This window comes from Streptomyces sp. NPDC001443 (genome assembly GCF_053597355.1).
Genome location: NZ_JBSFIA010000074.1, coordinates 1 through 22,498 on the forward strand (window position 1 = coordinate 1; position 22,498 = coordinate 22,498).

At 69.9% G+C, this 22,498-nt stretch carries 25 protein-coding genes and 1 pseudogene; 8 read left to right on the forward strand and 18 right to left on the reverse strand.

Annotation, left to right across the window (positions count from 1 at the left end):
- The 8 genes and pseudogenes from ACWC24_RS40455 to ACWC24_RS40490 all read left to right on the forward strand — a co-directional run.
- A pseudogene (locus tag ACWC24_RS40455) lies at window positions 1-279 on the forward strand (CpaF family protein); the annotation flags it as partial.
- Entirely contained in the window at window positions 276-1,229 is a 954-nt protein-coding gene (locus ACWC24_RS40460) for a type II secretion system F family protein (RefSeq protein ID WP_450667918.1), read from the forward strand. The pseudogene ACWC24_RS40455 and the gene ACWC24_RS40460, both read left to right, overlap by 4 nt.
- Window positions 1,226-2,110 (forward strand): type II secretion system F family protein, encoded by an 885-nt coding sequence (locus tag ACWC24_RS40465; protein WP_450667919.1) that lies wholly within the window; start codon window positions 1,226-1,228, stop codon window positions 2,108-2,110. Before ACWC24_RS40460 ends, ACWC24_RS40465 begins: the two co-directional genes overlap by 4 nt.
- Window positions 2,111-2,259: 149 nt before the next feature.
- Complete coding sequence (locus ACWC24_RS40470) at window positions 2,260-2,472, forward strand: hypothetical protein (protein WP_450667941.1); 213 nt, start codon at window positions 2,260-2,262, stop codon at window positions 2,470-2,472.
- Window positions 2,472-2,897 carry a TadE/TadG family type IV pilus assembly protein gene (locus ACWC24_RS40475; RefSeq protein ID WP_450667942.1) on the forward strand — a complete coding sequence of 142 codons (426 nt, stop codon included), beginning with the start codon at window positions 2,472-2,474 and terminating at the stop codon, window positions 2,895-2,897. Before ACWC24_RS40470 ends, ACWC24_RS40475 begins: the two co-directional genes overlap by 1 nt.
- A gap of 14 nt (window positions 2,898-2,911) precedes the next feature.
- Complete coding sequence (locus tag ACWC24_RS40480; RefSeq protein WP_450667920.1) at window positions 2,912-3,355, forward strand: TadE/TadG family type IV pilus assembly protein; 444 nt, start codon at window positions 2,912-2,914, stop codon at window positions 3,353-3,355.
- On the forward strand, window positions 3,355-3,807 hold the full coding sequence (locus tag ACWC24_RS40485) for a TadE/TadG family type IV pilus assembly protein (protein WP_450667921.1): 453 nt from the start codon (window positions 3,355-3,357) through the stop codon (window positions 3,805-3,807). The genes ACWC24_RS40480 and ACWC24_RS40485 overlap by 1 nt, the downstream gene beginning before the upstream one ends.
- Window positions 3,807-7,283 (forward strand): LysM peptidoglycan-binding domain-containing protein, encoded by a 3,477-nt coding sequence (locus tag ACWC24_RS40490; protein ID WP_450667922.1) that lies wholly within the window; start codon window positions 3,807-3,809, stop codon window positions 7,281-7,283. Before ACWC24_RS40485 ends, ACWC24_RS40490 begins: the two co-directional genes overlap by 1 nt.
- A 27-nt stretch (window positions 7,284-7,310) precedes the next feature.
- Here ACWC24_RS40490 and ACWC24_RS40495 read toward each other — a convergent pair whose 3' ends face one another.
- The 18 genes from ACWC24_RS40495 to ACWC24_RS40580 form a co-directional block, all read right to left on the reverse strand.
- Window positions 7,311-7,751, reverse strand: coding sequence for a hypothetical protein (locus ACWC24_RS40495; RefSeq protein WP_450667923.1), 441 nt, complete (start codon window positions 7,749-7,751; stop codon window positions 7,311-7,313).
- Window positions 7,752-7,929: 178 nt separating this feature from the next.
- Window positions 7,930-9,813 carry a DUF2637 domain-containing protein gene (locus ACWC24_RS40500; RefSeq protein WP_450667924.1) on the reverse strand — a complete coding sequence of 628 codons (1,884 nt, stop codon included), beginning with the start codon at window positions 9,811-9,813 and terminating at the stop codon, window positions 7,930-7,932.
- A 219-nt stretch (window positions 9,814-10,032) separates the two neighbouring features.
- Window positions 10,033-10,881: a ParA family protein gene (locus ACWC24_RS40505; RefSeq protein ID WP_450667925.1), complete on the reverse strand. Its 849-nt coding sequence runs from the start codon at window positions 10,879-10,881 to the stop codon at window positions 10,033-10,035.
- Window positions 10,882-10,896: 15 nt separating this feature from the next.
- Window positions 10,897-12,150 (reverse strand): ParB/RepB/Spo0J family partition protein, encoded by a 1,254-nt coding sequence (locus ACWC24_RS40510; RefSeq protein WP_450667926.1) that lies wholly within the window; start codon window positions 12,148-12,150, stop codon window positions 10,897-10,899.
- A gap of 424 nt (window positions 12,151-12,574) precedes the next feature.
- Window positions 12,575-13,516: a DUF1643 domain-containing protein gene (locus tag ACWC24_RS40515; protein WP_450667927.1), complete on the reverse strand. Its 942-nt coding sequence runs from the start codon at window positions 13,514-13,516 to the stop codon at window positions 12,575-12,577.
- A gap of 330 nt (window positions 13,517-13,846) precedes the next feature.
- Window positions 13,847-14,041, reverse strand: a complete 195-nt coding sequence (locus tag ACWC24_RS40520) for a hypothetical protein (protein WP_450667928.1) — start codon at window positions 14,039-14,041, stop codon at window positions 13,847-13,849.
- A gap of 223 nt (window positions 14,042-14,264) precedes the next feature.
- Window positions 14,265-15,152: a phage Gp37/Gp68 family protein gene (locus ACWC24_RS40525; RefSeq protein WP_450667929.1), complete on the reverse strand. Its 888-nt coding sequence runs from the start codon at window positions 15,150-15,152 to the stop codon at window positions 14,265-14,267.
- Window positions 15,145-15,573: a DUF4326 domain-containing protein gene (locus ACWC24_RS40530; protein ID WP_450667930.1), complete on the reverse strand. Its 429-nt coding sequence runs from the start codon at window positions 15,571-15,573 to the stop codon at window positions 15,145-15,147. Before ACWC24_RS40530 ends, ACWC24_RS40525 begins: the two co-directional genes overlap by 8 nt.
- Before the next feature lie 118 nt (window positions 15,574-15,691).
- Window positions 15,692-16,045: a hypothetical protein gene (locus tag ACWC24_RS40535; protein WP_450667931.1), complete on the reverse strand. Its 354-nt coding sequence runs from the start codon at window positions 16,043-16,045 to the stop codon at window positions 15,692-15,694.
- A 141-nt stretch (window positions 16,046-16,186) separates the two neighbouring features.
- On the reverse strand, window positions 16,187-16,891 hold the full coding sequence (locus ACWC24_RS40540; RefSeq protein ID WP_450667932.1) for a hypothetical protein: 705 nt from the start codon (window positions 16,889-16,891) through the stop codon (window positions 16,187-16,189).
- A 136-nt stretch (window positions 16,892-17,027) separates the two neighbouring features.
- Window positions 17,028-17,558 (reverse strand): hypothetical protein, encoded by a 531-nt coding sequence (locus tag ACWC24_RS40545; protein ID WP_450667933.1) that lies wholly within the window; start codon window positions 17,556-17,558, stop codon window positions 17,028-17,030.
- Between the two features lie 67 nt (window positions 17,559-17,625).
- Window positions 17,626-18,747 carry a DNA polymerase III subunit beta gene (dnaN, locus tag ACWC24_RS40550; protein ID WP_450667934.1) on the reverse strand — a complete coding sequence of 374 codons (1,122 nt, stop codon included), beginning with the start codon at window positions 18,745-18,747 and terminating at the stop codon, window positions 17,626-17,628.
- Between the two features lie 88 nt (window positions 18,748-18,835).
- Entirely contained in the window at window positions 18,836-20,065 is a 1,230-nt protein-coding gene (locus tag ACWC24_RS40555) for an N-6 DNA methylase (protein WP_450667935.1), read from the reverse strand.
- The gene (locus tag ACWC24_RS40560) at window positions 20,062-20,706 is read right to left on the reverse strand and encodes a hypothetical protein (RefSeq protein ID WP_450667936.1); all 645 of its coding nucleotides are present in this window, start codon (window positions 20,704-20,706) and stop codon (window positions 20,062-20,064) included. Before ACWC24_RS40560 ends, ACWC24_RS40555 begins: the two co-directional genes overlap by 4 nt.
- Window positions 20,703-20,990, reverse strand: coding sequence for a hypothetical protein (locus ACWC24_RS40565; protein WP_450667937.1), 288 nt, complete (start codon window positions 20,988-20,990; stop codon window positions 20,703-20,705). The genes ACWC24_RS40560 and ACWC24_RS40565 overlap by 4 nt, the downstream gene beginning before the upstream one ends.
- 93 nt (window positions 20,991-21,083) lie before the next feature.
- Window positions 21,084-21,332 carry a hypothetical protein gene (locus ACWC24_RS40570; RefSeq protein WP_450667938.1) on the reverse strand — a complete coding sequence of 83 codons (249 nt, stop codon included), beginning with the start codon at window positions 21,330-21,332 and terminating at the stop codon, window positions 21,084-21,086.
- Window positions 21,333-21,368: 36 nt separating this feature from the next.
- On the reverse strand, window positions 21,369-21,935 hold the full coding sequence (locus ACWC24_RS40575) for a hypothetical protein (protein WP_450667939.1): 567 nt from the start codon (window positions 21,933-21,935) through the stop codon (window positions 21,369-21,371).
- A 110-nt stretch (window positions 21,936-22,045) separates the two neighbouring features.
- Window positions 22,046-22,498: hypothetical protein (locus ACWC24_RS40580; protein WP_450667940.1), on the reverse strand; the 453-nt coding region annotated here is incomplete at its 5' end.

A 22,498-nucleotide genomic window follows, 5' to 3' on the forward strand; every position in this document is an offset into this window, starting at 1 on the left:
GTCTACGTCGACATGACGGACGAGACGCAGATCGGCGGCCGCCGCCACCGCTACGTCTCCCACGTGCTGGAGCTGACCGGGATCGGCGAGAACGGCCGGCCCGCCACCAACGAGATCTTCTCCCCCGGCCGCGAGTGGGGGGAGCTGCGGGCGGTACCCCGAATGGACCCGGGCTGCGTCGATGACCTGCGCCGCGTCGGCTTCGACTCCGGTCTGCTGCAGCAGCCGTACGGGGCCTGGCAGGCACCGCTGCCGCTGAAGGTGGGGGTAAGCCGATGACGCTGCTGTTCGGGCTACTCAGTGGCATGGCCGTGGCCGGCGGACTGCTCGGTGTCGTGGCGGGACTCGTGGGCACCACGGCGCCGCGCCGGGCCCCCCTGCTCAAGCGCTGGCAGGCGGCCGTGCGCGGAGGTCAGAACCGAAGTGAGGACGCCAGGCTGCAAAGACGGACGCTCATCGCTGCGGCCGTCACCGTGTTCGTCGCTGTGTGGCTGGTCTCAGGGAACTTCGTCGGCGGCGCCCTGCTGGGTGCGGCCGTCATCGGCGTGCCCTGGCTGATCAGCCCGGCACAGATGGCGCGGGACCGCATCGGCCAGCTGGAGAGCCTGAGCGAGTGGACGCAGCGGCTCGCCGGCCTGCTGCGGCTGGGCATGGGTCTGGAACAGGCAATGATCACCAGCCGTCAGGGGGCGCCGGACGAACTCGCACCGCAGATCGTCAACCTGTCCGACCGGCTGCGCCTGGGCTGGCGGCCGGACGGGGCCCTGCGCGCGTTCGCCGGGGAACTCGACGACGTCACCGCCGACAAGGTGGTCGCCGCGCTCGTCTTGTCCGTCAACGATCGCGGCCCAGGCCTGGCGCAGGCCCTGGAGGATCTGTCGGGCACCGTGCGCGAAGAGGTCGCCCGCAAGCGCGCCATCGAGGCGGACCGGGCCAAGCCCCGCACCACGGTGCGGTGGATGACCATCATCACCGTCGGGGTCGTGGTGGCCGGGTTCTTCGTGCCCGGCTATACGAAGCCGTACTCCACCCTCCTCGGGCAGCTCGTCCTGGCCTTCCTGACGGCCGGTTTCGTCGGCGTGCTCGCCCTGATGCGGCAGCTGGGCAATTTCCGCCGCGTCCCGCGGTTCCTGATCACCGACCCGGCCAGCACCGTCCGGCTGCCCACTCCCGCACCGGAGCCGGAACGGCCGGCCGCTGCCCGCGAGCCGGAAGGAGCCGCCTCGTGAACCTGCTCCCCGTCGTTGTGACCGGCGGTACGGTCGGCGCCGGTGTCGCCTTGCTGATCCGGGAGTTCCTGCCGCCTCAGCCCGCCTTGGGGCCGGCCCTCAAACGCAGCGCCCCGGCCACGCTGACCATGCCCGAATCGGAGCTGGACCGCGAGGAGGTCTGGGGCCGGTGGCTGCTGGCCCGCCTCGAGCGCCTGCCAGGCGTGAAGGTCCCCACCACGAACCTGGCCCTGCTCGGCCAGGGGCCGGGCCAGTTCATGCTCAAGAAGACCGCGCTCGCAGCTCTCGGGCTCCTCTGCCCGGTGATCGCGACGATTCCGTGGATCATCGCGGGTGTGGGCCTGCCGTTCTATGCGCCCGCCGGTGTCGGACTCATCGTCGCCGCCCTGCTGTTCATCACGCCCGATCTCGCCGTGCGGGACCAGGCCAAGCGGGCACGGGAGGAGTTCGCGCACGCCCTGTCCGCCTACCTCGACCTGGTCGCGCTCAAGCGGGCTGCCGACGCCGGCCCCGCCGAAGCACTGGAGAAGGCCGCCGAGGTCGGCGAGGGCTGGCCCTTCCTGTATCTGCAGGGGGCCCTGCGCCGGGCACGGCTGGAGAAGATCCCGCCCTATCAAGCACTCACGGAACTCGCCCACGAGTACGACCTGCCCGTCCTGGACGACGTCGCGGACATCATGCGCGGCAGCGCCACGGACGGCGCCGCCGTGTACAAAGCCCTGCGGGCCCGCACCGCGGCGCTCAACGCCGAACTTCTGGCGGATCAGGCCGCCGAGGCGAACGCGGCCAGCGAGAAGATGACTGCGCCGGGAGCGCTCCTCGCCGTCTTGGTGATGCTGCTGATGGCCTTCCCTGCCGTTATCCGCATGCTGACCGTCTGAACCACACCGACTCGTTCAACGCCCCAGAGAGGTCAAGGAATATGAAGCACACCGCAGCCCGCACCCGCCGAGCTGTGCTCCCTGTGGCCACGCACCCGCACACCGCCCCGTACGCCACATCACGCGGACCGGGGCGTGGCCGCCGGGGCGTGCGCACCTGGGCACGCGCCAACGGCGCGGTCCTCCGGCTCACCACTCGAGTGCAGGAAGGTCTTCAGGAGGCCTCCCGCCGACCGGACCGGGGCGATATCTCCACTACGACCGTCATCATCTGGGTGGCCGCCGTCACCGGTGCCGTCCTGATCGCCGGAACCATCGCCGTCGTGATCGCCAAGTACAACGGCAAGCTCTCCGGCCTGTGATGAAGCCTTGCGAGCAGCGGACGGACTGGTGGCAGGGGCGACGGTGGCGTGATGACCGCGGGGACACCAGCATCCAGATGGCGATCGTCTTCCCGTTCGTGTTGCTTGCCACGGTCGCCGTCATCCAGGCCTCCATGTGGTACTACGCCCGGCAGATCGCTCTGACCGCTGCCCGCGAGGGCCTCACCGCCGCCCGCGCCTACCAGTCGAGTCCGGCCGACGGTGCGGCCCAGGCACGGAACGTGCTGGGGCGCACCGCCGGTGACAGCCTCAGCGGCTACAGCGTCTCCGCTGGCAGCGACGGACAGCGGGTGCGGGTCCAGGTGTCCGGCACGGTCCTGTCCATGATCCCGGGTGTGCCGGGCCTGCAAGTCACGCAGTCGGCATCCGGCCCCGTGGAGCGCTGGACCGTCCCGGGGGAATGAATCAGGTGCGATCCATGGCCCGTTGGGCAGAAAAACTATGCAGCGATGAGGGCAGCGCCGCGATCGAGGCGGCAATCGTCCTACCCGTGTTGATCATGTTCTTGTGCATGGCGATCGCGGGCGGCCGGATCGTTACCTCCGGCGCGAAAATCGACTCCGCGGCGGAGGACGCGGCAAGGGAGGCGTCCATCCACCGCACAGCGGCGGCCGCGCAGAGCGCCGCGCAGTCGGCGGCTGCCGAGTCCTTGGACGACCAGGGCATCAAGTGCGCGTCGACCAGCGTCAGTATCAACACTGGCGGTCTCAGTGTGCCGGTGGGGCAGGTCGGCACGGTCACCGTGACCGTGACCTGCACGGTCAATCTGTCCGACCTTCTGCTTCCGGGTGTTCCAGGAGCTAAGACGCTCACGTCGACGGCGACCTCGGTGGTAGACCAGTACAGGCAGCGGGGTGACTGATGTTCTTCCACCGGATCTGCCTGCGCCGAGCACAGCTGGACGATGCCGGAGGCGTCACGGTGTTCGTCGCCGTGTGCGTCATCGCGCTGATCGGGATTATCGGCGTCGCCGTCGACGGTGGCAGCAAGATGCGCGCCACAGAACGCGCGGACTACGTCGCCGGCGAAGCCGCGCGGGCAGGCGGGCAGGCCATCGATCCCGCCGACGCGATCAGTGGGAGGGCGATCGTCGTGGATCCGCAGGCCGCGGCCGCCGCAGCCCAGGCCTACTTGCGCTCCGCCGGTGCCACCGGCACGGTCAGCGTGTCCGGCGACGGCAAGACGCTCACTGTCACGGTCACCGGCACGTACGACACCAAGTTCTTGTCGGTGGTTGGAATCGGCTCTCTGTCGGTGACCGGCCATGGCAAGGCAGTCCTCCTGCATGGCGTCACGGCTCCCGAAGGAAACTGATGCGCACCACCCCCTCCCCCGCCGCAACCGCCGGCCGCACCCTCGCGCGAGTTCTCAAGGCCGTGCTGAGTCTGCTGGTCCTGGCGGTCACGGTCGCCGGGCTGCCGCTGCTGCTGGCGTGGGCCACCCCGGTCATCTGGGCTGCCACCCACGACGACCTCACGCACCTGCTGGACCGGCAGGACACCGGCAGCGTGTTCCTGCTGCTGCTCACCTGCGTGGGCTGGATCGGCTGGCTGCAGTTCACGTTCTGCGCCGCACGCGAGCTCATTGCGCAGGTTCGGGGCCGGACCTGGCATGCCCCGCGCGGGATGGGCGCCTCGCAGCGCGCTGCGGCTCTCCTGATCGGCAGCATCTTGGTGCTGCTGCCCACCAGTTCGGCGCTGGCTTCCGACGCCCAGGCCGCGTCGGCCACCTCGGCAGCCCCGGTCCCCGGGCCAGCTCATGCGCAGTCCGCAGCCGAAACCGAGCAGCCTCAGGCCTCCGTTGCGAGCACACCGGCGTCCCGCACCACGTACACGGTGCGCGAGACGCGGCCCGCGGACAGCCTGTGGGGCATCGCTGAACGAGAGTTGGGAGACGGTGAGCGGTGGCGGGAGATCGCTGCCCTGAACGAGGGCCACACAATGGTCGACGGCACCGCGTTCCGTGCGAACAGCTTCCTGCAGCCCGGCTGGCAGCTTCAGATGCCCAACACCTCAACTGGAGTAGGCGGTCTCCGTGCGCAGCTGGGTGACAGTGCCCCAGCTGCCGACGAGACGAGCGAACACGTCGTCACGGTTCACTCGGGCGACTACCTGTCGAAGATCGCGGAGAAGGAGCTCGGCGACGGCGACGAATGGCCGGAGCTGTTCAAGGCCAGCCGGGGCAAGGAACAGCCGCACGGCCTGCCCGCCATCACCAACCCGAACGTCATTTACGCGGGTCAGCAGGTCACCGTGCCCGGCGCCCAGCCCAACCAGCCGCCCCAGGGACGAGACCAGGGGGACAAGGCGGGCAGTCAGGAGACCACTCCCCCGGCCAGCCAGAAGCCCGACAGTGAGCAGCAGCCGGGCGACGGCACGGGGGACGAGCAGGCACCCGCGCCGATCCAGACCACCACGCCCGCACCAGAATCCTCGGCCCCCAGCGCACCGGCCAGCCGCCCTGCCGAGCAGCCCGGGCAGGATCAGTCTCCGTCGGCATCATCCTCCGCAACCCCGACGCCCAGCGTCAGCGCATCGCCCTCTGCCGTCTCCCCGTCAGCGTCAGCTGAAACGTCCGGCTCCGCTGCCGACTCCTCCCCTACCGCGACGGCGTCGCAGACCCCGGCACCCGCTCCGGCCAGCAGTCCGCTGAACCTGCGCACCGTTCTCGGTGCCGGCGCGCTGCTGGCGGCCGCCATCACCGGTGCTCTTGCCCTGCGTCGTACTCTGCAGCGCCGCCGCCGCAAGCCCGGCGAGAAGATCGCCATCGCGTCGGAGACGTCCACGGCCGAGGCCCAGTTGGCAGCGGCCGCCGAGCCGGGCGGCGCTGCCCGCCTCGACGTAGCACTGCGGACGCTGGCCCACCAGGCGGCTCAGGAGGAGGACGCGATCCTGCCGCCGCTGCGGGCTGCCCGGATCGGTACCCGCGCGGTGGAGGTGTTGCCCGAAGATCTCGCCCAGGACCCCGCGGCGCCCTTCGTCTCCGGGCAGGGCGGATGGTGGGCCCTGCCCTCCGGTGCCGTCCTCCTGGACGAAGAGGACGCCCGCGAGGTGCCGGCACCGTATCCGGGGCTGGTCACGGTCGGCAGCACCGAGGCCGGCGACCTCCTGCTGCTCAACCTCGCGCAGTTGCCCGCGCTGCTGCTGGACGGCAACCCGGTCCACATCACCGAGGTGTGCACCTCCCTGGCCCTGGAACTCGGCATGAGCCCGTGGGCAAGCGAAGTCGAGGTCGTCACCGTGGGATTCGGCGATGACCTGCCGCAGCTCCTGCCCACCGCGCGGATCGCCCACATGCGCCAAGCCGCGCACGCCCTGCGCGATCTGAGCGAACGCCTGCTGGAAGCGCACCAGATGCCTGAAACCGAGCATCAGCCGTACCTGCTGCTGTGCGCTTCCTCGCTGGACGCGGACATGGCCTGGCAGTTCGCCGATGTCATCGACAAGTCGGGCACGGTCCCCGTCACCCTGATCGCCCCCGCGAGTACTGCAGCCGCGCACTTCCCCGAGGCGGAGATCCTCAACGCCTCCGTCAGTGATCCGCAAAACCTCGAATACGCCAGCGTCGGCATCACGGTGCAGCGCCTGGAGCACGCCGCGTACCTGCAGATCACCACGGCATTGAAGGTGTCCGGGCAGCCGTCCCACCCGGCCGAGGGGCCCTGGCAGGACGTCCCTGATGAGCCCGAGCAGATGCAGCAGCCCGAGCGGACAGCTCCGGAGGAGCCCATCGCGTCCGCGGCCACCGCTGCCCCGAACGTCTCGCTGGCGGCTCCATCGGATGCGGGCAGCGAGGTGTTCCCGGCCCTGCTGGCCGCTAGCGCCGACCCGTCCGGACTTCGACTCCTGCCCGCCGCCCCGAACGCAACTCCGGCTGGCGAAGGCCCCGCCACAAGCGCTGCAGCAGTGCCCCCGCCCCCGGCTCCAGTACCCCCAACCGCCGCGGAGGCTCCCGCCAGTAGCGAGGACGCGGAGGCCGACGATCACGAGGCCTCGACCGAGGATTTGCCGGAGGTGGAGGACGGCGAGGCGCATGACCTGCACGCGCCGGAGATCAGGGTGCTGGGCCCGGTCGAGGTGACCGGTGTGGACAGCACCGGCCACGGCCCGCGGATGGCGCAGCTCGCCGCATTGTTGTTTTTCCGGCCCGGACGGAGTGCGGACGTGCTGTGTGCCGACATGGATCCCGTCAGCCCCTGGTCGACGAGCACCCTCAACGCCCGCTTGCAGGGACTGCGTCGTTCTCTGGGTAACGACCCTGCCGGCAACCCCTACGTGCCGCGCCGTAGTTCCGGTGAGGACCCGTACCAGCTCGCGCCCGGGGTGCGCTGTGACTGGAGCCGCTTCCTGCAGCTCGTCGAACGCGCTCTTCCGTTGGGTCCCTCCGGCCTGACCGATCTGGAGAAGGCGCTCACTTTGGTGCGCGGCCGGCCGTTCGGGGGCAAGGCCCTGCCCTGGGCTGAGCCCTACCAGCAGGAGATGGTCACGCGCATCATCGACGTGGCGCACACGGTGGCCACCTACCGCACGCCTGCGGGCCCGCACCACGACCTCAGCGCGGCCCGCCAGGCCGTCGCGACCGGTCTCGACGTCGACGACACGGCGGAGCTGTTGTACCGGGACTGGTGCCGGATTGAATATGCGGCCGGGAACCGGCAGGGTCTGCACATGGCCATCTCCCGCGTCCAGCAGGTCAACCGGGCGCTCGACTGCTCCCTGGAGACGGAGACCACGCAGCTCATCAACGAGCTCCTCAACGGCTCGGGCACGGCCATGCGCAAGGCCCTCTAGCCGACGGCTCCGCAGATGCGCAGCGCGTCACTGCCCGCTGGAGGCGGCGTCGTGGGCTGCGTACGCCAGGAGTTCCTTGATGGCTGCCTCGTTGGCGGCCGGAGGGCGTTCACGCCACTCGGACAGCGTGTCGCGGACGGTCTGCGCAACGGCCTTCGCGTGCTGCGCAAGGTCGTTGTCGAGTGCCGTCATGTCCCCGCTCGCGGTGCGGCCCGTGATGACGATGGGACCGGCCAGCGGGTACAGGGGCATGCCGCGCCAGGCACTCGCCAGGGCCCATGCGGCCAGGTTCTGGTCAAGTCCGAGCTTCAGCCCATTGCCGTGAATGTGCAGAGCAGCCCGCCGGTGGTAGACCCCTTGGTCGACGGCCTCGGATCCGACGTGTTCCTGGATCGCGGTGTACGCATCGGCCGCGGGCAGGGTGAGGTCCGTGACCGTGGCGTCCGGGTCGATGCGCAGTGCGTACATGGGTCCTCCTCGTCGGTTCAGGGGCGGGGCTGCGCAATGCGCAAGGGTGCGGTGCGCACGGCTGCGCAATGATCGCGATGTCTGCGCAATGCAGTGCTGACCTGCTGTTTCTTCCAATTGCGCAGCCTGCTGGGCACGGCGGGAAGACTGGGTGCCCAGCCGGTGCGCGGTGTCGGACTTACTGCTGTGCTTCGGCGTGGTGGCGGATGAGTGCCTGCCAGCGGCGTTCGAAGTCGGCGGCGTTCTCTGAGATGTACTCGGGGCTGATGGGCTTGTTGTACTGCGCAGTGATCCCGTGGGCTGCGCACTCCTGCGCAACGGCGTCGAAGGACGGTTTGTCGCTGCGCACCCGTTGCTCGGCCCAGAGGCTGTAGACCCGGAACGGCAGCAGGTAGCGCCGCAAGGTGGAGGGGCTCACCGGCTTCCCGCCACGGCCGTAGAGGCCCTTGCCAGCGAGGAACTCGGAGAGCTGCTCGGCCTTCTCCGGTTCGGCACCGGTCTCGGCCTGGTACTCCATCCACGCCAGGTAGTAGCGGTCGACGGTGCTGAGGACGACGCTCTCCCCCGCGACGGCATCCTCGTCCGGAGACTGGTCATCGATGGCGGCGCTCACCCGCGGGGCGCGTTGCTCCTTGGCGGCCTGGGCGCCCGCGCCGGCAGACGCCGCCTCGGGTTCCTCTTCAGACGGGAGGACCTCTTCGGTGACCTGCTCGTCCGGTTCGGGGGCTGCAGCTCCGGCGGGCGGTCCGCTGCTGCGGAAGTCACGCTCCTCAAAGCTCGTAACGAAGGCTGCAAGGTCCTCGCCGGTGATGGGCCGGCCGCCGTCTCCAGTGATGGCGTCCCGCTCGTACACGTAGGCAGCAAGAGCGGCGGCATCCGGATACGTGCCGAATTCCTGCGCGTAGGTGCGCCAAGCGCTGTGGAAGTAGTCGTACCACTGGTCGGCTGGCTCCACTCCGTCGGTGCCAGCGGGCTCTTGGCTAACGAACGCATAGCGTTTCTGTAGGACCCGGAGCAAGGGCTGCACCTGGTCCTCAGAGAGCGGATCGCCGGATCCCGTGGAGATGCCGTAGGTGTCGCGGAGCCAGACGGCCCACTGTGTCGGGGTCGGCTCGGCCTGGAACTGGGCGAGGAACGCCTGGTAGGCCTCGGCGAACCGATCGGCGGCTTCCTCAGTCGATTCCTGCCGCTCGTCCGGCTGCCTGGGCACAGCGGTTGGGACGGGGTCCTGGACCGGCTTCGGCTCTGCCCTCTCCAGCTCGGCCGCACCATCGCCCTGCGGTGGCACGGTTTCGAGGGTGGCGTCTTCTTCCAGGGCCGCTGCGGTGACCCGCTCGACGGTGAACTGGATCGGTGGCTCCTCGATGCCGGCGGCGGCGAGACCGGCGGGTGCGGTCTCGGCGAGCGGGACGCCGTACCGGGCCAGCCGCAGGGGCATCAGCGCCTCGACGGGGGCCTTGCGACGCCAGGCTCGGCCGAAGCGGGAGCGGAGGCTGGACTGGTAGACCAGCCGCTCCTGTTCCAGCTTGATGGCCTGTTCGTAGGAGCGCAGCTCCCACAGCTTCATGCGGCGCCAGAGCAGGAACGTGGGCACGGGCGAGAGAAGCCAGCGGGTGAGGCGGACGCCTTCCATGTGTTTGTCGGCGGTGATGTCGGCGATCCGGCCGATAGCGTGCCGTGCTGCCTCGACGGCGACCACGAACAGCACGGGGATCACCGCGTGCATCGCTACGCCGAGCGGATCCCCCCAGCTCGCTGCGCCGTTGAAGGCAATCGTGGCTGCCGTCAATACCCAGGCCGTCTGACGGAGAAGAGGGAAGGGGATACGGATCCAGGTGAGTAGCAGGTCCAGGGCGAGGAGGACACAGATGCCCGCGTCGATCCCGATGGGGAAGACGTAGGCGAAGTTTCCGAAGCCCTTCTTCAACGCCAGTTCCCGGACGGCCGCGTACGATCCGACGAAGCCGATCCCGGCGATGATGACCGCCCCGAAGACCACCACACCGATCAGGATTCGGTGCACCCGGGTCAGCGTGGGTATGTCGCCCTTCCCCGCGCTCACGTACCACTCCCCTGTTTGAGCCTCACTGATGAGCAGCTCTCACACTCCCACGATGTGCGGCAGGTTGTAGCGTCTCGCGGTCGTCGCGTTGGCGATCGTCAGCGAATAGTGATCACCCGGCGTCTCCCCGGCACCGCCGGTCTTCTTTACGGCGTAAAGAAGAGACCCCCGGAGAGGGGACTCCGGGGGGGTGGGGGCGATCTTTACGGCGTAAAGCGCTCATCGGTAGAGCTTCATCTGCCGCCCGATCTTCGTGAAGGACTTGGCGGCTCGGCAGTCCGGGGCGTACAGCGTCACGGGGCGCCCTGCCGTGTAAGCCTCGGGGACCTTGACGTCATCTCCCACCGTCTCCAGGACGATGTCGCCGTACGCCTCCCGCAGCTGGTCCTCCATGTCCTTGTAGACCTTGCCTTGCGACTTGTGATCGACGCCTTCACTGATGACCACCCAGTCGATCCCTGTGGGCATGCCCGTGTGCCCATACGATCTCGCGACGTCAGCGATCTTGTCCTCAAGCTCGGTGAGGCCTCGGGCCTCCTTCTCCTGGGACTTGGTGCAGCCGACGACCTCGTCACTGGCGATGATCGCTCCTATCGTCGCGAGCTTCACGTCGCCAGGGCAGTCGAAGATGATGAAGTCGAAGCGTCCTCGGAGTTCGCCGATCAGCCGGTGCAGCCAGAGCTCCCGCGCGGTCTCGGCCGCAAGCTTGAACTCCAGCTCATCAAGCCTCTTCGACTCAAGGACGACCCAGAGGTTCGGGATCACTTCCTTGGTCTTGGTGTCCTTGGCAGGGACGACCGCTTCGGCGAGCGAGCAGATCTTGTCCACCACGTCGTACATGGTGGGGAGGTCCTCGTCGCCGTCCGGGTCGTCGTACCCGAGCAGGCGGGAGATGTCGCGCTGCTTGTCGAGGCCGATGACACAGACGCGCTTCTTCTTCTTGGCTGCGGCGTAGGCCAGGGCGGCGGCGGTGGTCGATTTCCCGGATCCTGCGGACCCGTTGGTGCACACCAGGACGCGGGTCTCGCGTCCTGTGTCCTCCGGGAGGGTTGGAATGTCTGTGGTCACGAAAGGTCTCCGTCGTTACGCGCTGAGGGCGGATTCGGCTTCGTCGGCCTGCTGGTAGTTGGTGTGCGTGCCCAGCCAGTCCAAGTAGGCGCTGGCGTGTGCAGCATCGTCGCCATTGCGAGCCATGTGGATCTCGCAGTGCGCGAGCGAGAGTGCGAGTGCTGCCCTCGCTTGCCTCCCCTTGCCCTCCTCGCCAGGGAGCGCAGGAAGGCTCAGAGCGGACGCACCGACGCCGGCTTCACTCAGCCACTGAGAGGCGAGCGCGACAGCTTCATCCGGGTCGGTTGATGCCTGCAGGGCGATGATGTGGAGCCGGGATGCATCCTCACTGAAGTCCAGGACAGCCTCCTGGCAGGCCGCTCGCCGCGCCTTCGTCGCCTCGTCAAGTCCGACACCCCCGGTGCCACCCTGCTTGGGGAGCCCCTGCGGCTTCTTCCTCTCGCTGGCGTCCGACCCCTTGTCGACGTCCTTCTTCTCGCCGGCGTCCCTCTCCTCGGCGGTCTTCTTCTCACCGCCGTCGTTCGTCTGGTTCTTCGGCGGCTTCGGCTCGGCATCACGAGCCGCGGCCAGTGCCTTCACTTCTTCCCAGGCCTTGAGCTGTTCGTCGCGGTCCTTGATCTTCCCGAGGTCGCGAGCCAGCTCGATCGTCATGCCGTCGACGCGCTGTTCCAGGGCTGCGCGGACCTCAGGCTGCACGTGATGCAGCCGCCGTCGCTGCGAGACCCATCCGGCGGACTTCCCGAGGACCTTCGCGACAGCGTCGTACGTCCCGAACTCCTGCTTGAGCTCCTCGATCGTCGCGAGCTCCTCGAAGGGCTTGAGCTCTTCACGGGCGAGGTTCTCGGTGGCGGCTGCGACCAGGATGTCCTGGCGTGTCGTCGCCTTCCTGTTCACCAGGACCGGCAGCTTCTCCATGCCCGCGAGTCGGGCTGCAGCGAGTCGCCTGTTACCGCCGATGACCACGAAGCGGGCATCACCGATCGCATCCGCGTTCTCCGGGAAGGCCGCGATGAACACTTCGGCGGGGATAGCGGCGACCGACTGGAGAAGGCCGAAGGACTCGTAGGTGCTGGCGAGGCCTTCGAGTCCCTCAAGCTCCTCACGCGCGTTGCGGGGGTTGTGGGCGAGCTCATCGATCGCCACTTCGAAGCCGTTGCCGGCGACCTGCTGCTCGGATGCACGCCGCTGCCGCTCCTCCTCGGCACGCCGCTCCGCTTCTCGCGCCTTCCGCCGCTCCGCCACGGACAGCTCGTTCTGCGCCCCGGCCATTCACACTCCTGAGGTGGTACTCGATGGGGGTTCTCGGGCTGGAGCTTAACGAGGGCAGCGGCCCCTGGCTCACACTCCCCCCGGTCTTTACGCCGTAAAGAGGGCGCGGCTGAGGCGGTGGCGGGCCCGGTATCCCCCACCGCGTCGCCGCCCGTCGCGTCAACTCGCCAGTCGGCATCGGCCCCTTGGGTGCTGCCCGGCACCGAAGGAGCTTCACCCGCACGGGGCTCCGTGTACTGCTCGGCGAAGGCTGCGCGGACGAGATCTCTCACGGCCAAGGCCTGGGGCCTCTTTACGCCGTAAAGATCAGCCGTGAAACACGAAGAGCCCCGCACCCTGGAGGCTGTCCAGGGTGCGGGGCTCTTCGTGGCGCGGGCCGGCCGAGGAGGGCTGCGGGTTGCCGGGCAGGACACGCGGTGGGCTCTCACTCGGAAAGGTCCTCGCCGTGCATGGCGTCGTACATGGTGCAGGCACCGCGCCAGATGGCGCTCGCCCTGTCGTATCCCTCTTGCGCGTGGAGCCGCGCCCAGAGGTTAGGGAAGTCGTGCCCCATCACCCCGCTCGGCTCCTCCCCGTCCAGCATTTCAGCAATCTGGTAGGGGTCTGTGGGGACGTGAGGATCCTGGTAGGTGAGGTCCGGCCGGCACGGCTGAACGGTCACGGTGGAGCCGTCCACGTACTGGGTGCTGTGCATCTGGAGGCGCAGGCTACTGGCGAAGGAGAGCGCCTGGTGCGGATACGCGAATGGACCCAGCCGGATGTCAGGGAGGCCGGGGCGCGTGATGACCACGGCGAGCGCAGGGCTGCTCTCGCTCTGCGGCGTCGTGAGCGGTCCCTGCTCGCCCGGCGGCGTCCAGCGGACGGGTCTCCGGTTCTTGCTCAGCCGGAGCGGATGGTGGGGCTGCCCCAGTCGGGTGACCTCGAGGGCGCCGAGCCGGCGCATGTGAGGAAGGGCGAGCACCGCGGCGATGCGGTCGGGGCGGGCGTGGGTGCCCCAGCCGCCGACGAGCGGGCCGCCGGAGTCCTCGGCGGTGGCGGCCGCGGCGTACAGGAAGGCGTCATTCTCGGGGCCTACCGGGTCTGCGACGGTCCGCAACTCGAGCGGCTTGGTCGCGCGCCAGCCGTACAGGTTGACGATGAGCAGGGAGCCGCAGCCCCAGCTCCGGGCGTAGCGGATGCAGTGCCGGCTGGTGGCATCGTCGCTGACTCCATCAGCGGTGCTGGGGTTCAGCAGTACGAACACGGCTGTGGGGCCGGTGTTCTGCCATTGCCGCACCAGGAGATAGCGGTACTGGCCGCAGTCCGAGATGACCGCGGCACGCCGTATGTCAGGGGCCGCAGCGGGTGCCAGTTCAGAGGTGTCCATAGTTGTCCGTTCGTACGGCGGGTGTCGGGGAAGGTGCCTCAGCCTGGGTGAGGCCGCCGCCCAGCGGTCCGCTTGCCGGGGCCGGGCGAGGTGCGGCGACCGGGACGCTTCCCGCGGGGCTTCCGCTTCTGACAGGCGGCCGGACTTCGGTGACCGACCCGTGTTCGGCGACGAGGACGCGCCACTGGATCCAGTGGGAGCCCGTGCAAGTCCACCGGGTGTGGCCGCGGGTCCAGACGCGTCCATCGCGGTCCCGTACGGCGCGCACGTCGGCCGGGGCGAGGAACGATCCGGGCCCGTCCGGACACCAGGTACGGGCGGCGGCGGTGGTCACTGGACGGGTGCAGCGGCCTTGCGCTGCACCGCTCCTTCGGCAGCGAGCAAGCGGTCGACTGTGGGTTCGTCGACGCAGAGGGCGTAGGCGATCTCATGGCGCGGCCAGTTCCGCGCTTCGTATTCTCGGGCCAAGGCCATCCAGGCGGCGGGGCGGTCGTCAGGTTCGATGTAGCTGGTGCCGTCGAGCATTGCTGCCTCCTTGAAGGCAGGTTGTCGGTGGGGGCGGTGGTCTGATTCGGTGGTGAGCCGTCTCCGTACGCGTGTGCTTTTGTCCCCGGTCCACCGGCGAGGGACTTCGGAGTCTTTACGGCGTAAAGACGGAGGAGCCTCCCAGTCCGCGGTGAGCCACGCAGGAGACGGATCTGGCGTGCGGATGCGGGAGTTCTTTACGGCGTAAAGACCACCGGGGGAGTCAGGCTTCGGGCGCTACGGGCCGGGCGACACTGAGGGGCGGCATCGCATCGTGCAGTCGGCCGTCCAGGAGCCGCCCGGCCTGCTTCTTGCCGAGGCGGACCATCTCGACCCGGTGACCGAGTTCATCGACGGGGTCACCCACGAGGGCACGGCCACGCCGGTTCCCGCCGATAGCGATGCGGCCGGACGGTGCCCACTCTCCCCATTGCTTGAGGAAGTACGGCGTGCACGCTGCGTCGCACTGGTCCCGGAGGGTTCGGGCCCAGGCCGGGTTCATCGGGCGGGCCTTCGCACCGGATTCGCCGCCGGCGATGACCCAGTGGATGCCCGCGCCGGTGGTGACGTCGGCCAGGTAGGGCTGCAGCTCGATCTGCTCGACGAGCGGCTCGCACGACAGGAACCGGATCGGTGCGTTGATCTTGAGGAGGAGGGGGATGCGTTCTTCGGCGTAGCGCTGGTTTTCCACGCTGGTGCCGATCCACACGTGGTCCGGCCATGCATCGCCCCACGGGGCCATGGCGGCGATGTTCTCCGGCCGCTTGGTCAGAAGCTGCCAGCGCAGCCAGGGGGTCTGCTCGATGAGTTGCCAGAGCCGGTCGCGCGCTGCGGTGACCTGGGGGTGGTCCTCGAACACGTCGGCCATGGAGGCGCAGAAAACGCGGGTGGGGATGCCGGCCTCCTGCGCCACCTGGTTCCATTTGAGGGGCTTACGCCAGTACGCGTCGGAGAGCATGCGGCGCTCGCCGCGGAGGTGGAACACGTCGTACCCCCAGCGGCGGGCGGTGTCGGCCGCGTAGCAGTTCCTGCAGCCGGGCGAGACTCGCGAGCATCCCCACCATGGGTTGAAGGTCTTGTCGGTCCACTCGATTCCGGTGTGATCACCCACGGGCTTCTTCTCCTGTGTGGTTCGCGGGATGTGCGGCCATCTCGATGAGCACGGTCGCGTGGCAGTAGTCGGGCTCGCCGTTGGTGGGCAGTGAGCAGGTGCAGGCCAGATCGCGGTTGCGGAGGCGGGGGAGGCCGGCGAGGACTCGGCGTCGGTCGAAGGTCTTGCGGCCGACGGTGTAGGTGTCGGAGCCGTTGCCGGACAGCCAGGCGCGGTATCGGGCGCTGGCCTCTTTGCGGGCTGCGGTAGCGGATTCCAGGTGCTGGATGGTGCCGTCCGGGGCAACGAGGACGGTACCTTCGATGCGCCAGGGGTTGCCGTAGCGGCTGCTTCGGTCGACGATCCTCGCGGTTCCGGCGCGCCAGCCCGTGGTGCGCAGGCGCCGGATACGGGTCGGCGTCGCCTGCTGGTGGGTGGACATCAGGCTCCTTATTCCTGGTTCGGCTGCCGCCGTGGCGGGGGCGCGGAACCGGGACTCAGGGGGCATCTGGGGCGGCCGGGCTCGAGGGTCGACGGCCGCCCCGGGCCGATCCGGGGAGTCAGGTGCGTGCTAGGGCGCGGCGGCTGCGGCGGTGCGGGCTCCGTTGCTGCTGGTAGGCCAGCGCGGCTTCGGCCTTCCGCTGCTGGGCGCGGGCACGGGCTTCGACGCGCGGTTGGAGGGTCGCGCACTTCTTGCAGGGCTTCTCGTTGCGTGCCTGATGGACGCCGTAGCCCTCGATCGTGCCGTGCGGGGCGGGGACGTTCTCCTGGACGGCGAGGTGGTACAGGGTGTCGGGGGTGATTTCTGTGCGCTTCTCGATCTCGTCGGCGGACATGCCGCCGGCGAGGAGGTCCAGAGCAAGGGCCTGGGAGACGGTGAGCGCGTGGGGGTGGGAGGGTGCGGGGATCGCCATCGGGGTGGCTCCTGGTGTCGATGTCATCGGAATGCGGCTGGGCTCGTCCACTGGTCCCGGTAGAGCCTGGGGAGTCGTAGTGCCGGTCGTACGAGGCGGGGCGGCCGGGTTCGGAGGTATCCGGCCGTCCCGGCTGGTGGATCAGGTGGCGGCGGCCGCGTCCGTCGGCTGGGCGCTGCGGCGTTCCACCTCGGCGTGACGCTCCTGGAGGTACTCGACCGTGGCCGCGTCGGTCAGGGCCGTCTTGATCAGGTCGGCCTGGTACTCCATGCCAGCGAAGACCCCCTTGTGGAAGCGGCATTGGTCCTGGGCTTCGGCGCAGGCCTCGCAGTCCTCCCAGGAGGTGGGGTCGTACGGTGCCGTTTCCGGGCCGGGGAGTTCTTTGGGCGCCTGCCGGACGCGGCTGTTCTCGCTGGTGGTGAACAGGTCCTCGCGCCAGGTGTCCGGCAGGTCGTTGAGGTACTCGGCGAGGGCGGCCGCGATGAGCGGGTAGTGGCCGAGGAGGGAGGCCCACAGGCGGTGGGCCTCGGTGGCCGGGTCGAAGTGCAGCGGGAGTTGGTCGGCCTCTCGGGCGTACCGCTGGACGCTTTCGCGGCGCTGCTCCCACGTGCTGGTGTCGATGCCGGCTTCTACCGCGGCGCCGAGGATCTGCATGTCGTGGAGGACTTCTGGCGCGAGAAGTCGCTCGGCGAGGGTCTCGGCTTCGGCAGGGTCGCGGCGGGCGAGTGCGGACACGGCCTGGTCGGTGAGGAAGGCGGTGCGTTGGGTCCAGAAGTCGGCGTTGCAGTAAGCGGTGGAGAGCAGTCGTAAGCGGAGCCGCTTTAGCTGAGTGGGACGGTCGGTCACCGGAACTCTCCTTTGCTGGGCTGGTGGCTAATGCCGTGGGCTGGGTGGCGTGCGAGGTGAGGGCGGCGGTCGCCGCCGCATCTGTCGACTGAGACGTGCGCGCTCGCCGCTCACGCGGAGTCGGGCGGGATGTGGGTCAGTGCGCCCAGCTCGCGGGCACGGGGCCGCGGTCCGGGGTGGGGATGGCGGTGTCGGCTGGCCTGGATGCCGGGTGGCGCATGACGGTCACTGGGACGGCGCCGGGTTCGGCGGGCGGGGCGTAGATCAGACGCCAGGTGTCCTCCCATTCGCACCCGCACGGGTGGTCAGGGTGCGGGTGGCGGAGGTACACCGCGTGCGTGTGCACGGCGCGCGGGAGCCGGTCGATGGCCTCGCCGGGATCATCACCCGAGTAGCAGTGGAGGTGTCGCCAGTCGTGGAAGCGCCCCATGTAGGCGGTCGCGGCCTGGATGACGGCGGACCACGAGTGATGCCCGAGGGCGACGAATGCGACCGGGTACGGGTCGCCGTACGGCCCCTCCAGGCCGCTGATCTGCAGGCCGGCGTGGGTGAGGAATCCGCAGTTCTCGGCTTCTTCTCCGGCGGGGGCCCACACGTGCTCGGCCGGGTAGAGCGTGCCGTCGTCGGCCTCGTTGGTTTCGATCTCGTACAGGGCAGTGGGGGTCACCAAGTCTCCTCAGGGTGTGGGGGGCCGGACGTGTCGCCGGCCTCCCCGCGGACATGGGGCCGGGTCGTCAGCTGACCCGGATCGGCATGAGGAGGTAGCGCAGCGCGTGGTCGTCGCTGCCGTGTCCGCGCAGGACGGCGGGCTTGGTGCTGGTGGTGAAGTGGAGGTCGACGGATTCGGCGGTGAGGGCGTTCAGGCCGTCGAGGAGGAAGGCGGGGTTGAAGGCCACGGTGAGTTCGTCGCCGTCGAGGTTGGTGTCGACGTTGTCGACGGCTTGGGCGTCGTCGTTGGTGCCGGCCTCCAGGACGAGGGTGTCGTCGGCGGTGAAGGTGAGCCTGAGCGGGGATTCCTTGGTGGCGACCAAGGCGACGCGCTGGACGGCGTCCTTGAGTGCGGCGATCTCCACGGTCGCGGTGTGGTTGAACTCGGTGGGGAAGAGGTTCTGGTACTTGGGCAGGTCGCCTTCCAGGCCGCGCAGGGTGGTGGTGCTGTGGTCGGTGCGCAGCGTGAACAGGCCGCCCGCGCCGGCGGAGTCGGGGAGGGCGAGGTCGATGGTGGTGTCGTCGGCGACGGCCTTCACGGCGTCCAGGAGGGGTTTTCCGGGCGCGAGTGCGGTGCAGTCGGCGGTGAGGTCGCAGTTCTTCCAGGCGATGGTGCGCACGGCGAACCGGTAGCGGTCGGTGGCGGCCAGGGTGAGGGTGCCGTCTTCCTGGTCGTGGCGGAGCTGGATGCCGGTGAGGACGGGCAGGGTGTCGTCCTTGCCGACTGCGCAGGCGACTTGGGCGATGGCTTCGGCGAGGGCGGTGGCGGGCAGCGTGCCGGAGGTCGCGCCGGCCTCGGGCAGCGCTGGGTACTCCTCCAGGGGCAGGGTGGGCAGGGTGAAGCGGGCTGATCCGGCGCGCAACACCAGCCGGGGGCCGGTGAGTTCGAGGTCCACGTTGCCGCGGACGCGGGCGACGATGTCGGCCAGCAGCCGTCCGGAGACGACGGCGCGCCCGTTGTCGGCGACGGTGGCGGGGACGACGGTGTCGGCGGAGATGTCGTAGTCGAAGCTGCTGACGCGCAGGGTGCCGTCGCCTGCGTCCAGGAGGAGCCCGGCGAGGACGGGGGCGGGCGGTCGGGCGGGGAGGCTGCGGGCGGCGTAGCCGACGGCCGAGGCGAGGTCGGCGTGTTCCAGGATGAGCTTCACGAAAACGGGTTCCTGTCTGTGTGTTGGTCGTGGGCAGGTGGGGGAAGGGCTGGCCGATTGCGGGCGGCCGGCCGGGTGGTTGGTGGGGTCAGGGGGAGAGGCGGAGGAGTTCTTCGATCCGCTGGACTTTGTCCGCGCGGCTGCCGTGGACCGTGGCGTGACGGACGTGGGCGGGCTCGGTCGGGTTGGGTCCGGCGCGGCGGGTGAAGATGGCGGCGCGCAGCGGGATGGACACCCCGGGAAACAGCCGGGTGGTGATGGGGGGCTGGAGGCCTTCCGGGGTGAGGTCGATGACCAGCCCCTGGTCGGCGGCGCGGCGCAGCTCGCGGCGCATCCCCGCGAAGGTGGGACTGGCCAGCCAGGCGCTGGGCGTGAGGAAGGCGATGCATCCGGGCTGAAGGCGGGTTTCGCACACCCGCCACAGGGCCCAGCGCCAGAAGTAGATGTAGAGGTTGGACAGGGCCTTCTCGACGTTGCCCTGGCCGGGGACACGGAATTCGTCCAGGCTCGGCCGGTACAGCTCGTCCGGTGTGCGGGCTGTGCGGGGGCCGGGGCGGCGCGCTTCGATCCAGGGCGCGCAGCCCTTCGCCTTGTCCTTGTAGGGAGGGTTGCCGACGATCGCGAGCGGGCCCTGGTGGAGGCGGTTGGCGAGCGCTGGCGGAAGGCCGCCGTCTAGGGCGTTGCCGGTGGTGATGTTGTCGTCGAGCCAGTGGATCGAGGGGGTGCCGGCGCACTCCAGCCAGCACACCGACTTGGCGAGGTCGACGGCGACCGGGTCGGTGTCGATGCCGAAGATGCAGGTGCGCATCACCTCGGGCAGGACGGCCTGGACGGTGAGCAGTGCGGGGTGGTGAGTGCCGTAGAGCATGCCCGCGTAGGCGCTTGCGAGGAAGCGGGCGGCGGCGATCAGGAACACGCCGGCGCCGCACGCCGGGTCGAGGGCCGAGGTGTTGAGGAGGTGGGTGGGGTCGTCGTCGAGGTACAGGTGGTCGGTGATGGTGCTTAGGGCCGCTTCGGTCAGCGGGCGGGCCACCTCGGGCGGGGTGTACCAGGCGCCGGAGGTGCTGCGCTCATGGGAGGAGAGGAGTTCTTCGCGCAGGGCGCCGAGTTCCCTGCCGCCCCAGGTGGCGAGGTCGTCGCCGAGGTCGGCGAGGCGTTTGGTGAGTCGGCTCGCCAGGGTGCCGGGCAGGTGCACCGGCCAGGGGGCGGTCAGGCCGCGGGCTTCAGCGACTGCGTTGACGGCCTGCCGCATCACCTGCTGGTGATCGACGCCGTGGGCTTCGGTGACGAAGGCGGCGGCCCCGGACGGCGTGGTCACCGGGACTCCGCGGCCTCAAGCCGGGCGGCCAGGTGCGGGTTGGCGGCGGTGATGTCGTCCAGGAGGGTGCGGCTGGGCTTCCACAGGCGCTGCGATCCGGTGGCGTGGACCGGCTTGGACAGCGGCTGGACGTGGGTGAGCTGCCAGTGGAAGCAGCCGTGCTCGGACCAGCGGGTGCATGTGCCGTCGTCGGCGTGGACGCCGGCGAGGTCGGCGACGGCGACGACGTGCCCCTGTACCGGCTCGTAGTCGCCGGGGAGGGCGTCGCGTACGGCGGGCAGGGCCAGGGCGTGCTTGTCGATGGTCTGGCCGCCGTGGATGAGGAGGGTGCCGCGCCAGCCGGTGCTCCACACCCGGTTCTCGATGCGTTTGGCGATCTCCTCGTCGGTGAGGGCGATCAGGTCCGACCAGGGCGGTTGGATGGTCAGGGCGCGGATCTTGGTGGGGTTCGGCTCGGCGGGGGCGGCCTGGTGGGGGGAGCTGATGGCCTGCCCGAGCAGCTCGAAGTTCAGGCGCTGCTGTTCGGCCGTGATCGGCGCGGGGCTCTGGGGGGCGGTGAAGAGGGCGCCGGTGGGTTCGGCTTCGTGGCGGGCGCGGGCGTAGAGGCGGGCGTCGTAGGCGTCCGCGAGCGTGACGGTCACCGGGATTCCTCCTGCGCTCCCGGCTCCGTCTTGAAGACGGGGGTGCGGCCGACGGCGATCAGCAGCACTTGGAGGGCGGTTCCGGGGTGGCTGTGCTCCTGGGTGGCGGGCAGCCCGCACCAGAAGCAGTCGGCTTCCGCGCCGGCCCAGCTGGTGGAGCAGCGGGAGCAGTTGAAGCTGGGGCCGCGGCGGGGTGCGGGGCGGCGGCGGTTGAGGCCGATGGCGCGCATGCGGGCGGCAGCGGCCGGGTTGGGGGAGTGGGCGGTGGCGTGCTGGGACGGCATGATGAGGGTGCTCCTCTCGCCTGTGGGCGGGGTGGTGTGGCCCGGGACGGCCGGCTGGTTTCTCAGGCCGAAGGCGGCCGTCCCGGGGCGGATTCAGGTGGGGGTCCTGGGCTCGAAGTGCAGGGTGCGAGCCAGGACGATCGGGTTGAGGGCGAGGACGTCGTCGTAGCGGGGGTCGATCGCTGCGCCGTGGCGGGCTGCCTGCTCGGTCGGGGTGTCGGCGAGCTTGCGTGCGGCGGCGCGGGCGGTGAACGCGCTGGTGGCGTCTTTGATGACGTAGCTGTGGCGGGTGCCGGCCTCATCGAGCAGGCGGAAGGTCACCAGCCACGGGTCGGAGTACATCGCTGTCGTCCGTGCACGGGGCGGTCGGACGGCCCCTTAGAGGGGCGGCTCGACGCTGCTGTGAGCGGGGTCGGCGTAGCTGCCGGCGCGGATGCGAAGCCGGTAGTCGCAGTCGACGGGGGCGCCGGGTGCGGTGTCGAGTTCGTCCAGCAGGACGATCAGGTGGTCCTCGTCGGCCAGCTCCACGCTGAGGTAGGTGCCGCAGGAGCAGGGGGCGATGAGGGTGAAGACGTGGGCCAGGCCGCCGTCCCCGCCGGCGCCTTCGTCGCGGCGGGTGTAGTGGAGCCACCAGCCGCGCTGTCCGTCGGTGGAGCCGAGGTAGGTGACGGCACAGGCCATCAACTGCCGGTCCGGGACGGGCGAGTGGCCGGTCCAGGACATGGCCTGCACCACGGTGTCGAGGGTGTCGGGGAAGGCGCCGGTGAGGACGGCGTCCGCGTTCAGGACGGCCTGGAAGGCGGCCTCTTCGTCGCGCTGCTGCTCGCGCTGGGACAGGTCGAAGGCCTGTACTCGCTGGTGCAGGGCGACGATCGGCTCAGGGCCGGAGTCATCGTCGTGAGGACGCTCATCCTTGGAGGCGGGGGCGAATTGAAGAACGGTCATGAGGGTGGTCCTCCTCTCGGGGGTTCCTGCGGGGCCGGTCGGGTCTGTCCGGTCCTCCGCACCGCCCCAACCCGCCGTTGGGGGTTGGGGCGGCACGGGCGGCCGTCAGCTCAGGCGGCGGCGTCGTCCATGCGGAGTTCGGCGAGTGCGATGCCGTAGGTCGCGCAGGAGCCGGAGCAGTAGTCGCGGGCGGGCTCGGTCGATCCGGCCACGTGGACGCGGACCCAGCCGCGCTGCTTGGGGAAGCGGCCGACGGACGGCTGGCCGCAGCCGTCGGTGGTGCAGGCCTGCCGTACGGCGGTGTTCGCCTCCGGACGGGAGGTGCCAGCCGTGAACTGCCCGCCGTTCCATTTGTGCTGTCCTGCGGCCCGGGGCGAGTGACCGGCCTGCCGCGCCTGGGACTTGGCCTGTTCGTCGTCTCGCTTGGCCTGCAGGCAGCCGCAGGCCTCGGTCGCCGGGACCTTCCGGCGGGTGTGCTGGCGGTGGCCGCGCAGGGTCCCGTGCTCGATGCCTTCTTCCTGGCCGATCAGGCTCACGGGGTGGCTCCTTTCGGTGTGGTGGGG

What these genes read in the sequence shown, in the direction of transcription:
- ACWC24_RS40515 (WP_450667927.1), bottom strand. Translation starts at nt 13,516, where the DNA reads ATGGACACCTCTGAACTGGCACCCGCTGCGGCCCCTGACATACGGCGT.
- ACWC24_RS40530 (WP_450667930.1), bottom strand. Translation starts at nt 15,573, where the DNA reads ATGTCCACCCACCAGCAGGCGACGCCGACCCGTATCCGGCGCCTGCGC.
- ACWC24_RS40480 (WP_450667920.1), top strand. Translation starts at nt 2,912, where the DNA reads ATGGCCCGTTGGGCAGAAAAACTATGCAGCGATGAGGGCAGCGCCGCG.
- ACWC24_RS40565 (WP_450667937.1), bottom strand. Translation starts at nt 20,990, where the DNA reads ATGCCGTCCCAGCACGCCACCGCCCACTCCCCCAACCCGGCCGCTGCC.
- ACWC24_RS40460 (WP_450667918.1), top strand. Translation starts at nt 276, where the DNA reads ATGACGCTGCTGTTCGGGCTACTCAGTGGCATGGCCGTGGCCGGCGGA.
- ACWC24_RS40535 (WP_450667931.1), bottom strand. Translation starts at nt 16,045, where the DNA reads ATGGCGATCCCCGCACCCTCCCACCCCCACGCGCTCACCGTCTCCCAG.
- ACWC24_RS40520 (WP_450667928.1), bottom strand. Translation starts at nt 14,041, where the DNA reads ATGCTCGACGGCACCAGCTACATCGAACCTGACGACCGCCCCGCCGCC.
- ACWC24_RS40485 (WP_450667921.1), top strand. Translation starts at nt 3,355, where the DNA reads ATGTTCTTCCACCGGATCTGCCTGCGCCGAGCACAGCTGGACGATGCC.
- ACWC24_RS40490 (WP_450667922.1), top strand. Translation starts at nt 3,807, where the DNA reads ATGCGCACCACCCCCTCCCCCGCCGCAACCGCCGGCCGCACCCTCGCG.
- ACWC24_RS40475 (WP_450667942.1), top strand. Translation starts at nt 2,472, where the DNA reads ATGAAGCCTTGCGAGCAGCGGACGGACTGGTGGCAGGGGCGACGGTGG.
- ACWC24_RS40495 (WP_450667923.1), bottom strand. Translation starts at nt 7,751, where the DNA reads ATGTACGCACTGCGCATCGACCCGGACGCCACGGTCACGGACCTCACC.
- ACWC24_RS40510 (WP_450667926.1), bottom strand. Translation starts at nt 12,150, where the DNA reads ATGGCCGGGGCGCAGAACGAGCTGTCCGTGGCGGAGCGGCGGAAGGCG.
- ACWC24_RS40570 (WP_450667938.1), bottom strand. Translation starts at nt 21,332, where the DNA reads ATGTACTCCGACCCGTGGCTGGTGACCTTCCGCCTGCTCGATGAGGCC.
- ACWC24_RS40575 (WP_450667939.1), bottom strand. Translation starts at nt 21,935, where the DNA reads ATGACCGTTCTTCAATTCGCCCCCGCCTCCAAGGATGAGCGTCCTCAC.